9 protein-coding genes, 1 tRNA gene and 1 pseudogene are annotated in these 13,471 nt (G+C 47.4%); all 11 read left to right on the top strand.

Translation table 11 applies throughout. The features are described from left to right. Positions 1-859 (top strand): elongation factor Tu (tuf, locus tag Q9I99_RS10745; protein ID WP_304666225.1); only part of this gene is annotated, 859 nt, incomplete at its 5' end. A gap of 6 nt (positions 860-865) precedes the next feature. Beyond that, positions 866-941: transfer RNA gene (locus tag Q9I99_RS10740), tRNA-Trp, on the top strand. A 115-nt stretch (positions 942-1,056) separates the two neighbouring features. Continuing rightward, entirely contained in the window at positions 1,057-1,335 is a 279-nt protein-coding gene (gene secE / locus Q9I99_RS10735) for a preprotein translocase subunit SecE (protein WP_250314512.1), read from the top strand. A 1-nt stretch (position 1,336) separates the two neighbouring features. Then, positions 1,337-1,873 carry a transcription termination/antitermination protein NusG gene (nusG, locus tag Q9I99_RS10730; protein WP_301668273.1) on the top strand — a complete coding sequence of 179 codons (537 nt, stop codon included), beginning with the start codon at positions 1,337-1,339 and terminating at the stop codon, positions 1,871-1,873. A 101-nt stretch (positions 1,874-1,974) separates the two neighbouring features. Further along, the gene (gene rplK, locus Q9I99_RS10725) at positions 1,975-2,409 is read left to right on the top strand and encodes a 50S ribosomal protein L11 (RefSeq protein ID WP_002220151.1); all 435 of its coding nucleotides are present in this window, start codon (positions 1,975-1,977) and stop codon (positions 2,407-2,409) included. After that, the gene (gene rplA, locus Q9I99_RS10720) at positions 2,409-3,104 is read left to right on the top strand and encodes a 50S ribosomal protein L1 (RefSeq protein WP_250314511.1); all 696 of its coding nucleotides are present in this window, start codon (positions 2,409-2,411) and stop codon (positions 3,102-3,104) included. Before rplK ends, rplA begins: the two co-directional genes overlap by 1 nt. Positions 3,105-3,327: 223 nt before the next feature. Then, complete coding sequence (rplJ, locus tag Q9I99_RS10715) at positions 3,328-3,828, top strand: 50S ribosomal protein L10 (protein ID WP_301668272.1); 501 nt, start codon at positions 3,328-3,330, stop codon at positions 3,826-3,828. Between the two features lie 57 nt (positions 3,829-3,885). Then, on the top strand, positions 3,886-4,257 hold the full coding sequence (gene rplL, locus Q9I99_RS10710) for a 50S ribosomal protein L7/L12 (protein WP_002238604.1): 372 nt from the start codon (positions 3,886-3,888) through the stop codon (positions 4,255-4,257). Between the two features lie 189 nt (positions 4,258-4,446). Continuing rightward, positions 4,447-8,625, top strand: a complete 4,179-nt coding sequence (gene rpoB, locus Q9I99_RS10705; RefSeq protein ID WP_301668271.1) for a DNA-directed RNA polymerase subunit beta — start codon at positions 4,447-4,449, stop codon at positions 8,623-8,625. A gap of 151 nt (positions 8,626-8,776) precedes the next feature. After that, positions 8,777-12,952, top strand: a complete 4,176-nt coding sequence (gene rpoC, locus Q9I99_RS10700; RefSeq protein WP_301668270.1) for a DNA-directed RNA polymerase subunit beta' — start codon at positions 8,777-8,779, stop codon at positions 12,950-12,952. A gap of 285 nt (positions 12,953-13,237) precedes the next feature. Next, positions 13,238-13,471 (top strand): annotated as a pseudogene (locus tag Q9I99_RS10695) (hypothetical protein); the annotation flags it as partial.

Raw genomic sequence — 13,471 nt, 5'->3', positions numbered from 1 at the left:
CGACGGCCCTATGCCGCAAACTCGCGAACACATCCTGTTGGCCCGCCAAGTAGGCGTACCTTACATCATCGTGTTCATGAACAAATGCGACATGGTTGACGATGCCGAGCTGTTGGAACTGGTTGAGATGGAAATCCGCGACCTGCTGTCCAGCTACGACTTCCCCGGCGACGACTGCCCGATCGTACAAGGTTCCGCACTGAAAGCCTTGGAAGGCGATGCCGCTTATGAAGAAAAAATCTTCGAACTGGCTGCCGCATTGGACAGCTACATCCCGACTCCCGAGCGTGCCGTGGACAAACCGTTCCTGCTGCCTATCGAAGACGTGTTCTCTATCTCCGGACGCGGTACCGTAGTAACCGGCCGTGTAGAGCGCGGTGTCATCCACGTTGGCGACGAGATCGAAATCGTCGGTCTGAAAGAAACCCAAAAAACCACCTGTACCGGCGTTGAAATGTTCCGCAAACTGCTGGACGAAGGTCAGGCGGGCGACAACGTAGGCGTATTGCTGCGCGGTACCAAACGTGAAGACGTGGAACGCGGTCAGGTATTGGCCAAACCCGGCACCATCACTCCGCACACCAAATTCAAAGCAGAAGTATACGTACTGAGCAAAGAAGAGGGCGGCCGTCACACTCCGTTCTTCGCTAACTACCGTCCACAATTCTACTTCCGTACTACCGACGTAACCGGTGCGGTTACTTTGGAAGAAGGTGTGGAAATGGTAATGCCGGGTGAGAACGTAACCATTACTGTAGAACTGATTGCGCCTATCGCTATGGAAGAAGGTCTGCGCTTTGCGATTCGCGAAGGCGGCCGTACCGTGGGTGCCGGCGTGGTTTCTTCTGTTATCGCTTAAGTTTAGAGGCCAATAGCTCAATTGGTAGAGTATCGGTCTCCAAAACCGAGGGTTGGGGGTTCGAGACCCTCTTGGCCTGCCAAATAAAAAAATTAACCGGCCTTGTGCTGGTTAATTTTTTTGTATTTATAATTCGGTAAATTCTCTTGCCATTTGTATGGATCAAGAAAAGTCAGATACTGTAGTGGGTAAATAATATGACAGAACATACGTCTGAGAAAAAGACTGCCAAGGTAGGTCAGTTGGTCGAGGGGAATAAGGAGCCTTCATCCAATATTGGTAGGGAAGGGCTCTTCGCATATTTCTCAAACTCTTGGTTAGAGTTTAAAAAAGTAGTTTGGCCCAAGCGAGAAGATGCCGTCAAAATGACTATGTTTGTTATAGTGTTTGTAGCTGTGCTTTCTATATTTATCTATGTGGCAGATACGGCAATCTCATGGTTATTTTTTGATGTGTTGCTGAGAAGGGAAGGTTGAAATGGCAAAAAAATGGTATGTTGTACAAGCGTATTCAGGATTTGAGAAGAATGTCCAACGAACATTGGAAGAGAGAATTACCCGTGAGGAGATGGGAGATTATTTCGGACAAATTCTGGTGCCTGTAGAGAAAGTTGTTGATATTCGCAATGGTCGTAAGACTATTGGTGAAAGAAAGTCATATCCGGGGTATGTGTTGGTGGAAATGGAAATGACGGATGATTCTTGGTATCTTGTAAAGAGTACGCCTCGTGTTTCCGGATTTATCGGAGGAACGGCTAATAAACCCATGCCTATTAGCCAAAGAGAAGCTGAAATTATTTTGCAACAGGTTCAAACTGGTGCTGAGAAACCCAAACCAAAAATCGAATTTGAAGTTGGTCAGCAGATACGTGTGAATGAGGGGCCGTTTGCCGATTTTAATGGTGTTGTTGATGAAGTTAATTATGAACGGAACAAGTTGCGTGTATCTGTTCAGATATTTGGTCGTGAAACACCTGTCGAGCTGGAGTTTGGGCAAGTTGAGAAGATTAACTAATTTTATACTTGAAAAATAAGTATTAAAACGATAAAATTAAAAATTAATTTGGGGAGCGGAAATGGTTCCGCGTTATACCCGTTTCTAGGAGTCCTATAAAAGTGGCAAAGAAAATTATCGGCTACATTAAACTGCAAATTCCTGCAGGTAAAGCCAATCCATCTCCTCCAGTTGGTCCTGCTTTGGGTCAACGTGGTTTGAACATCATGGAATTCTGTAAAGCATTTAATGCTGCAACCCAAGGTATGGAACCTGGTTTGCCAATTCCAGTTGTTATTACTGCATTTGCAGATAAATCATTCACTTTTGTGATGAAAACTCCACCAGCTTCTATCTTGTTGAAAAAAGCTGCTGGTCTGCAAAAAGGTAGTTCTAATCCTCTGACTAACAAAGTGGGTAAATTGACCCGAGCTCAGTTGGAAGAAATTGCTAAAACTAAAGAGCCTGATTTGACTGCTGCTGATCTGGATGCCGCTGTTCGTACTATCGCTGGCTCTGCTCGCTCAATGGGCTTGGATGTGGAGGGTGTTGTATAATGGCTAAAGTATCTAAACGCTTGAAAGCTCTGCGCTCTTCTGTTGAAGCTAACAAACTGTACGCAATCGACGAAGCAATTGCTCTGGTTAAAAAAGCTGCTACTGCTAAATTTGACGAGTCTGTTGACGTATCTTTCAACCTGGGTGTTGATCCTCGTAAATCTGACCAAGTCATTCGTGGTTCAGTCGTTCTGCCTAAAGGTACCGGTAAAACAACTCGCGTAGCTGTGTTTACTCAAGGTGCAAATGCAGATGCTGCTAAAGAAGCTGGTGCAGATATTGTCGGTTTTGAAGATCTGGCTGCTGAAATTAAAGCTGGTAATCTGAACTTTGACGTTGTTATTGCTTCTCCTGATGCAATGCGTATTGTTGGTCAGTTGGGTACCATCTTGGGTCCTCGTGGTCTGATGCCAAACCCCAAAGTAGGTACTGTTACTCCTAACGTTGCTGAAGCAGTTAAAAATGCAAAAGCAGGTCAAGTACAATACCGTACAGATAAAGCTGGTATCGTTCATGCAACTATCGGTCGTGCTTCTTTCGCTGAAGCTGACTTGAAAGAAAACTTCAATGCGTTGCTGGATGCTATCGTTAAAGCCAAACCTGCTGCTGCTAAAGGTCAGTACCTGAAAAAAGTTGCTGTATCCAGCACTATGGGTTTGGGTGTTCGCATTGATACTGCAAGCGTGAACAACTAAGAAATTTTCAGGTGATCCGGTTTTCTGGATTGCCTGAATTTGGGCTACTTAAAATTAAGTAGATGTCCAAGACCGTAGGGATCGTAAGATTTAATCGTAACTGCCCTACGCAGACGGTAGTCCTGAAACACATTGCAAGATTGCTTGTAAGATGTCTTTTTAGGTTACCGCGCTGGTGGGATATCGTTTTGGTGTCCTGTTTATAAACAGTGGGAGGTAGACCTTGAGTCTCAATATTGAAACCAAGAAAGTGGCGGTCGAGGAAATTAGCGCGGCAATTGCTAACGCTCAAACCCTCGTAGTTGCTGAATATCGCGGTATCAGTGTTTCCAGTATGACTGAGCTTCGTGCGAATGCACGTAAAGAAGGCGTTTATTTGCGCGTTCTGAAAAATACTTTGGCTCGTCGTGCAGTGCAAGGTACTTCATTCGCAGAATTGGCCGATCAAATGGTTGGTCCGTTGGTTTACGCTGCTTCTGAAGATGCTGTTGCTGCTGCTAAAGTGTTGCACCAATTCGCGAAAAAAGATGACAAAATTGTCGTTAAAGCCGGTTCTTACAATGGCGAAGTAATGAATGCTGCTCAGGTTGCTGAGTTGGCTTCTATTCCGAGCCGCGAAGAGCTGTTGTCCAAACTGTTGTTCGTTATGCAAGCCCCTGTATCGGGCTTTGCGCGTGGTTTGGCTGCTTTGGCAGAGAAAAAAGCCGGCGAAGAAGTCGCTTAATCGATTTTGTTTCTGTTAATCAATTATTTTTTAATACAATATTTGGAGTAAAATAGCATGGCTATTACTAAAGAAGACATTTTGGAAGCAGTTGGTTCTTTGACCGTAATGGAGTTGAATGACTTGGTTAAAGCTTTTGAAGAAAAATTCGGCGTTTCTGCTGCTGCTGTTGCAGTTGCAGGTCCTGCTGGTGCCGGTGCGGCCGCTGCTGAAGAAAAAACCGAATTTGATGTCGTTTTGGCTTCTGCCGGCGATCAAAAAGTTGGCGTGATTAAAGTTGTCCGTGCAATTACTGGTTTGGGTCTGAAAGAAGCTAAAGACATCGTTGACGGCGCACCTAAAACCATTAAAGAGGGTGTTTCTAAAGCCGAAGCCGAAGACATCCAAAAACAACTGGAAGAAGCAGGCGCTAAAGTCGAAATCAAATAATTTGATGCTTCCTATGAAGGCTGGCAGTTTTCTGCCAGCCTTATTTTGCTTCTTAAAATAAGCATCAAGCATTGTTTACATTTATTTGCATAGTCTTTATAAAATCATTGCAAATAAATGTAAATATTAAATTGATGCATACCGTTGTTTCAGACGGTCTATTATTTAAAATTGCTTTTCGGAGTGTATATGAGCTATTCGTTTACCGAGAAAAAACGTATCCGTAAGAGTTTTGCAAAGCGGGAAAATGTTTTAGATGTTCCTTTCCTGCTGGCAACCCAAATTGATTCTTATGCGAAGTTTTTGCAGCTGGAAAATGCTTTTGACAAACGTACCGATGACGGTCTGCAAGCGGCATTTAATTCTATTTTCCCGATTGTGAGCCATAACGGTTATGCGCGATTGGAGTTTGTTCATTACACATTGGGCGAGCCTTTGTTCGATATTCCTGAATGTCAATTGCGCGGAATCACTTATGCAGCCCCATTGCGCGCGCGTATCCGTTTGGTGATTTTGGATAAGGAAGCATCTAAACCGACGGTAAAAGAAGTTCGTGAAAACGAAGTGTATATGGGCGAAATTCCGTTGATGACCCCGAGCGGTTCTTTTGTGATTAACGGCACAGAGCGTGTGATTGTTTCCCAGTTGCACCGTTCGCCCGGCGTATTCTTCGAGCATGACAAAGGTAAGACGCACTCTTCCGGCAAATTGTTATTCTCCGCCCGCATCATTCCCTACCGTGGTTCATGGTTGGATTTTGAATTTGATCCGAAAGATTTGCTGTATTTCCGTATCGACCGCCGCCGTAAAATGCCGGTAACGATTTTGTTGAAGGCTTTGGGCTACAACAATGAGCAAATCTTGGATATTTTCTACGACAAAGAAACGTTTTATTTGTCTTCAAACGGTGTTCAAACCGATTTGGTCGCAGGCCGTCTGAAAGGCGAAACTGCCAAGGTCGATATCTTGGATAAAGAAGGCAATGTATTGGTTGCCAAAGGTAAGCGCATTACTGCGAAAAATATCCGTGATATTACCAATGCAGGCCTGACCCGTTTGGATGTAGAACCGGAAAGCCTGCTGGGCAAAGCATTGGCTGCCGATTTGATTGATTCGGAAACCGGCGAGGTATTGGCTTCTGCCAATGATGAAATTACAGAAGAGTTGTTGGCCAAATTTGATATCAACGGCGTAAAAGAAATTACGACCCTTTATATCAATGAGCTGGATCAGGGTGCTTATATCTCCAATACCTTGCGTACGGATGAGACTGCCGGCCGGCAGGCGGCGCGTGTTGCGATTTACCGTATGATGCGTCCGGGCGAACCGCCCACCGAAGAGGCAGTCGAGCAATTGTTTAACCGCTTGTTCTTCAGTGAAGACAGCTATGATTTGTCCCGCGTAGGCCGTATGAAATTTAATACGCGCACATACGAACAAAAACTGTCCGAAGCCCAACAAAACTCTTGGTACGGCCGCCTGTTAAACGAAACGTTTGCCGGTGCTGCCGACAAAGGCGGTTATGTCCTGAGCGTCGAAGATATTGTCGCCTCGATTGCGACTTTGGTCGAGTTGCGTAACGGTCATGGCGAAGTGGACGATATCGATCACTTGGGTAACCGCCGAGTACGTTCGGTAGGCGAGCTGACTGAAAACCAATTCCGCAGCGGTTTGGCCCGTGTGGAACGTGCCGTTAAAGAGCGTTTGAACCAAGCAGAATCTGAGAACTTGATGCCGCATGACTTGATCAATGCGAAACCTGTTTCTGCCGCCATCAAAGAATTCTTCGGCTCCAGCCAATTGAGCCAATTTATGGATCAGACCAACCCATTGTCTGAAGTTACCCATAAACGCCGTGTATCTGCATTGGGCCCGGGCGGTTTGACTCGCGAACGTGCAGGCTTTGAGGTCCGAGACGTACATCCGACCCACTATGGCCGTGTATGTCCGATTGAAACACCTGAAGGTCCGAATATCGGTTTGATTAACTCATTGTCCGTTTATGCGCGTACCAATGATTATGGTTTCTTGGAAACCCCTTACCGCCGTGTTGTCGATGGCAAAGTAACTGAAGAAATTGACTACTTGTCTGCTATCGAAGAAGGCCGTTATGTGATTGCACAGGCAAATGCTGATTTGGACAAAGACGGTAATTTGATTGGCGACTTGGTCACTTGTCGTGAAAAAGGCGAAACCATTATGGCAACGCCTGACCGCGTTCAATATATGGACGTGGCAACCGGTCAAGTGGTATCCGTTGCAGCATCTCTGATTCCATTCTTGGAACATGATGACGCGAACCGTGCATTGATGGGTGCCAACATGCAACGTCAGGCTGTACCTTGCCTGCGTCCTGAAAAACCAATGGTCGGTACCGGTATCGAACGTTCTGTTGCTGTTGACTCTGCAACTGCAATCGTTGCCCGCCGCGGTGGTGTGGTTGAGTATGTAGATGCTAACCGTGTTGTGATTCGTGTTCATGACGATGAAGCGACTGCCGGTGAAGTGGGTGTCGATATTTACAACTTGGTTAAATTCACCCGTTCCAACCAATCTACCAATATCAATCAGCGTCCTGCCGTCAAAGCAGGCGACGTTTTGCAACGCGGCGATTTGATTGCTGACGGTGCATCCACTGATTTGGGCGAATTGGCTTTGGGTCAAAATATGACCATCGCCTTCATGCCATGGAACGGTTATAACTATGAAGACTCAATTCTGATTTCTGAAAAAGTGGCTGCGGACGATCGTTACACTTCGATTCACATTGAAGAGCTGAACGTTGTTGCACGTGACACCAAGCTGGGTGCGGAAGACATTACCCGCGATATTCCGAACTTGTCCGAACGTATGCAAAACCGTTTGGATGAATCCGGTATCGTATATATCGGTGCAGAAGTTGAAGCCGGCGATGTATTGGTTGGTAAAGTAACACCTAAAGGCGAAACCCAACTGACTCCTGAAGAAAAACTGCTGCGTGCCATCTTTGGCGAAAAAGCATCCGACGTAAAAGATACTTCATTGCGTATGCCTACCGGCATGAGCGGTACCGTTATCGACGTTCAAGTCTTCACTCGTGAAGGTATCCAACGCGATAAACGTGCTCAATCCATTATTGATTCTGAATTGAAACGTTACCGTCAAGATTTGGGCGATCAATTGCGTATTTTCGATAATGACGCATTCGACCGTATCGAACGTATGATTGTAGGTCAAAAAGCCAATGGTGGTCCGATGAAGCTGGCTAAAGGCAGCGAAATCACTACCGAATATTTGGCAAGCCTGTCCAGCAAACATGATTGGTTTGACATCCGTCTGGCTGACGAAGACTTGGCCAAACAGTTGGAACTGATTAAATTGAGCCTGCAACAAAAACGCGAAGAAGCGGATGAGTTGTATGAGATCAAGAAGAAAAAACTGACCCAAGGCGACGAGCTGCAACCGGGCGTACAAAAAATGGTGAAAGTATTTATCGCCATCAAACGCCGTCTGCAAGCCGGTGACAAAATGGCGGGTCGCCACGGTAACAAAGGTGTGGTATCACGCATTCTGCCGGTGGAAGATATGCCTTACATGGCTGACGGCCGTCCGGTAGACATCGTACTGAACCCGTTGGGCGTACCTTCCCGTATGAACATCGGTCAGATTTTGGAAGTTCACTTGGGTTGGGCAGCAAAAGGTATCGGCGAACGTATCGACCGTATGCTGAAAGAGCAACGCAAAGCCGGCGAGCTGCGTGAATTCTTGAACAAGCTCTACAACGGTAGCGGTAAGAAAGAAGATTTGGACAGCCTGACAGATGAAGAAATCATCGAATTGGCTTCCAACCTGCGTAAAGGTGCATCTTTCGCTTCGCCGGTGTTTGACGGTGCGAAAGAGTCTGAAATCCGCGAAATGTTGAACTTGGCTTACCCAAGCGAAGATCCTGAGGTTGAGAAACTGGGCTTCAACGACAGTAAAACTCAAATTACGCTGTATGACGGCCGTTCAGGCGAAGCATTTGACCGCAAGGTTACAGTCGGTGTGATGCACTATCTGAAACTGCACCACTTGGTTGACGAAAAAATGCACGCCCGTTCTACCGGTCCATACAGTCTGGTTACCCAGCAGCCTCTGGGCGGTAAAGCTCAGTTCGGTGGCCAACGTTTCGGTGAGATGGAGGTTTGGGCATTAGAAGCATACGGTGCGGCATACACGCTGCAAGAGATGCTGACTGTGAAGTCTGACGACGTGAACGGCCGTACCAAAATGTACGAGAACATCGTCAAAGGCGAACACAAAATCGATGCCGGTATGCCTGAGTCCTTCAACGTATTGGTCAAAGAGATTCGCTCACTGGGCTTGGATATCGATTTGGAACGCTACTGATATGGGTTTCAGACGGCATAAGGGGAACTGTTCTGCAGGTATGCGGGGCAGCCGACAATGTTTAAAAACGAAATGCCGTCTGAAAACGCTGTGCCGCTACCCATATCGAAAATCCGCCACGCGGTAAAAATACTTCCTTTAAGGAGCAGAAATGAATTTGTTGAACTTATTTAATCCGTTGCAAACCGCCGGCATGGAAGAAGAGTTTGATGCCATCAAAATCGGTATTGCCTCTCCCGAAACCATCCGCTCATGGTCTTATGGCGAAGTCAAAAAACCTGAAACCATCAACTACCGTACGTTCAAACCAGAGCGCGACGGCTTGTTCTGCGCCAAAATCTTTGGCCCGGTCAAAGACTACGAATGCTTGTGCGGAAAATACAAACGCTTGAAATTTAAAGGCGTAACCTGTGAAAAATGCGGCGTGGAAGTAACCCTGTCCAAAGTACGCCGCGAACGCATGGGCCATATTGAATTGGCCGCGCCCGTCGCACACATTTGGTTCTTGAAATCCCTGCCTTCTCGTTTGGGCATGGTGTTGGACATGACTTTGCGCGACATCGAGCGCGTATTGTACTTTGAAGCATTTGTGGTAACCGACCCCGGTATGACTCCGCTGCAACGCCGCCAATTGCTGACTGAAGACGATTACTACAACAAGCTGGACGAATACGGCGACGATTTCGATGCCAAAATGGGTGCGGAAGGTATCCGCGAATTGCTGCGTACCTTGAATGTAGCAGGTGAAATCGAAATCCTGCGTCAAGAGCTGGAATCTACCGGTTCTGATACCAAAATCAAAAAAATCGCCAAACGCTTGAAAGTGTTGGAAGCCTTCCACCGTTCCGGTATGAAACTGGAGTGGATGATTATGGACGTGCTGCCAGTATTGCCGCCTGATTTGCGTCCTCTGGTTCCGTTGGACGGCGGTCGTTTTGCCACTTCCGATTTGAACGATTTATACCGTCGCGTTATCAACCGTAACAATCGTCTGAAACGCCTGCTGGAGCTGCACGCTCCTGACATCATCGTCCGTAACGAAAAACGTATGTTGCAAGAAGCGGTTGACTCTCTGTTGGATAACGGCCGTCGCGGTAAAGCCATGACCGGCGCCAACAAACGTCCGCTGAAATCATTGGCTGACATGATTAAAGGTAAAGGCGGTCGCTTCCGCCAAAACCTGCTGGGTAAACGTGTGGACTACTCCGGCCGTTCCGTGATTACCGTAGGCCCGTACTTGCGCCTGCACCAATGCGGTTTGCCGAAAAAAATGGCTTTGGAACTGTTTAAACCGTTCATTTTCCACAAATTGGAAAAACAAGGTCTAGCCTCTACCGTTAAAGCAGCGAAAAAATTGGTAGAACAAGAAGTACCTGAAGTATGGGACATCTTGGAAGAAGTCATTCGTGAACATCCGATTATGCTGAACCGTGCGCCGACCCTGCACCGTTTGGGTATTCAAGCGTTTGAACCTATTCTGATTGAAGGTAAAGCCATTCAGCTGCATCCGTTGGTATGTGCCGCGTTTAACGCCGACTTTGACGGTGACCAAATGGCGGTACACGTTCCATTGAGCTTGGAAGCGCAAATGGAAGCGCGTACCCTGATGCTGGCTTCAAACAACGTATTGTCTCCTGCAAACGGCGAACCAATTATCGTACCTTCCCAAGACATCGTATTGGGTCTGTACTACATGACCCGAGACCGCATCAATGCCAAAGGTGAGGGCAGTCTGTTTGCTGATGTGAAAGAAGTGCATCGTGCATACCATACCAAACAGGTTGAGCTGGGTACAAAAATCACCGTACGTCTGCGCGAATGGGTGAAAAACGAAGCAGGTGAGTTTGAACCTGTCGTTACCCGCTACGAAACGACTGTCGGTCGTGCATTGTTGAGCGAAATCCTGCCTAAAGGCTTGCCGTTCGAATACATCAACAAGGCACTGAAGAAAAAAGAAATTTCCAAGCTGATTAACGCATCGTTCCGTCTGTGCGGCTTACGCGATACGGTTATCTTTGCTGACCACCTGATGTACACCGGTTTCGGATTTGCGGCAAAAGGCGGTATTTCCATTGCCGTTGACGATATGGAAATTCCGAAAGAAAAAGCGGCCTTGCTGGCTGAAGCCAATGCCGAGGTTAAAGAAATCGAAGACCAATACCGTCAAGGTTTGGTTACCAACGGCGAACGCTACAACAAAGTAGTGGATATTTGGGGTCGTGCCGGCGATAAAATCGCTAAAGCGATGATGGATAACTTGTCCAAACAAAAAGTTATCGACCGTGACGGCAACGAAGTCGATCAAGAGTCATTCAACTCCATTTATATGATGGCGGACTCCGGTGCCCGTGGTTCTGCGGCTCAGATTAAACAGCTGTCCGGTATGCGTGGTTTGATGGCGAAACCTGACGGCTCGATTATTGAAACGCCGATTACCTCAAATTTCCGCGAAGGCCTGACCGTATTGCAATACTTTATTGCGACCCACGGTGCGCGTAAGGGTTTGGCGGATACCGCATTGAAAACCGCAAACTCTGGTTACCTGACCCGTCGTCTGGTAGACGTAACCCAAGACTTGGTCGTTGTTGAAGACGATTGCGGCACTTCAGACGGCTTTGTGATGAAAGCAGTGGTACAAGGCGGTGATGTGATTGAAGCATTGCGCGATCGTATTTTGGGTCGTGTTACCGCGTCTGACGTTGTCGATCCGTCAAGTGGCGAAACATTGGTTGAAGCCGGTACGTTGTTGACTGAAAAACTGGTGGATATGATTGATCAATCCGGTGTCGATGAAGTCAAAGTCCGCACCCCGATTACTTGTAAAACCCGCCATGGCTTGTGTGCGCACTGTTATGGTCGCGACTTGGCACGCGGTAAGCTGGTTAACGCCGGTGAAGCAGTTGGTGTGATTGCTGCACAATCCATTGGTGAACCGGGTACCCAGTTGACCATGCGTACGTTCCACATTGGTGGTGCGGCATCCCGTGCGGCGGCAGCCAGCCAAGTTGAAGCCAAATCCAACGGTACGGCACGATTCAGCAGCCAAATGCGTTATGTTGCCAACAACAAAGGCGAATTGGTTGTCATCGGCCGCTCTTGCGAAGTCGTGATTCATGATGACATCGGCCGTGAACGCGAACGCCACAAAGTACCTTACGGTGCCATCCTGCTGGTACAAGACGGTATGGCCATTAAAGCCGGTCAAACCTTGGCAACTTGGGATCCGCATACCCGTCCGATGATTACCGAACACGCAGGTTTGGTGAAATTCGAAAACGTGGAAGAGGGTGTAACCGTTGCCAAACAAACTGACGATGTAACCGGTTTGTCCACTTTGGTGGTGATTGACGGTAAACGCCGTTCCAGCAGCGCATCCAAACTGCTGCGTCCGACTGTGAAATTGTTGGATGAAAACGGTCTGGAAATCTGTATTCCCGGTACTTCTACTCCGGTATCCATGGCGTTCCCAGTGGGCGCAGTGATTACCGTACGCGAAGGTCAGGAAATCGGTAAAGGCGACGTATTGGCGCGTATCCCGCAAGCCTCTTCCAAAACCCGCGACATTACCGGCGGTCTGCCGCGCGTTGCCGAATTGTTTGAAGCACGCGTGCCGAAAGATGCCGGTATGTTGGCAGAAATCACCGGTACCGTTTCTTTCGGCAAAGAGACCAAAGGCAAGCAACGTCTGATTATCACTGACGTGGACGGTGTAGCATACGAGACTTTGATTTCCAAAGAGAAACAGATTTTGGTACACGACGGTCAAGTGGTAAACCGAGGAGAAACCATTGTGGACGGCGCGGTCGATCCGCACGATATCCTGCGTCTGCAAGGTATCGAAGCACTGGCACGCTACATTGTCCAAGAGGTGCAAGAGGTTTACCGTCTGCAAGGTGTGAAGATTTCCGATAAACACATCGAAGTCATCATTCGTCAGATGCTGCGCCGTGTGAATATTGTCGATTCAGGCGAAACTGAATTCATTACCGGTGAGCAAGTTGAACGCGGCGATGTGATGACAGCCAATGAAAAAGCTTTGGAAGAAGGCAAAGAGCCGGCACGTTACGAAAACGTATTGCTGGGTATTACCAAAGCCTCCCTGTCTACCGACAGCTTCATTTCTGCCGCATCGTTCCAAGAAACCACCCGCGTTCTGACCGAAGCCGCCATCATGGGCAAACAAGACGAATTGCGTGGTTTGAAAGAAAACGTCATCGTCGGTCGCTTGATTCCTGCCGGTACCGGTTTGACTTACCACCGCAGCCGTCATCAACAATGGCAAGAGGTGGAGCAGGAGACTGCTGAAACCCAAGTAACGGATGAATAATCTTTGGTGCGTTTATTCAATACAAAACCGCAAGCTTAAAGCTTGCGGTTTTTCTTTGTCCGATTAAGGCAAAAATAAGCGTTTTCGTCATTTTGAGGCGTGTGGATATAAGCCCGATAAGCGTTCCATATCTTCGTGCCGCCAAATCATGCATCGAATAGAACGAGTTAAATCCGAAGGTTATTGTGTTAAATATTGCAAAAATACTTTAAAAATTTTGCGGGGGGGGGGGTAGAATTTCCAGACTTAAAGCTTAAGTTTTTTAATAAAGTTTGGGGAGTCTAAATGAAAGTATCTCAATCAGTAATGAATAAACTTGTTATTGCTGCTATTGCCTCTATGGGGCTAACAGCGTGCGCGGGTGGAGGTTCCGGTTCATCTATGTCGGCTCAACCAAGCGTTTCAGAATCACCGAAAGACAACGCGGGCACGGGTAGCGACTCCGATCAGCCAAGCGTTTCAGAATCACCGAAAGACAACGCGGGCACGGGTAGCGACTCCGATCAGCCAAGCGTTTCA

Origin of the sequence: Neisseria basseii (genome assembly GCF_962707005.1) — a bacterium.
In the GTDB taxonomy this organism is placed as follows: Bacteria; Pseudomonadota; Gammaproteobacteria; order Burkholderiales; family Neisseriaceae; genus Neisseria; species Neisseria bergeri.
The sequence above is the reverse complement of the archived record's forward strand: the minus strand, read 5'-3'. Positions and strand labels throughout refer to the sequence as shown.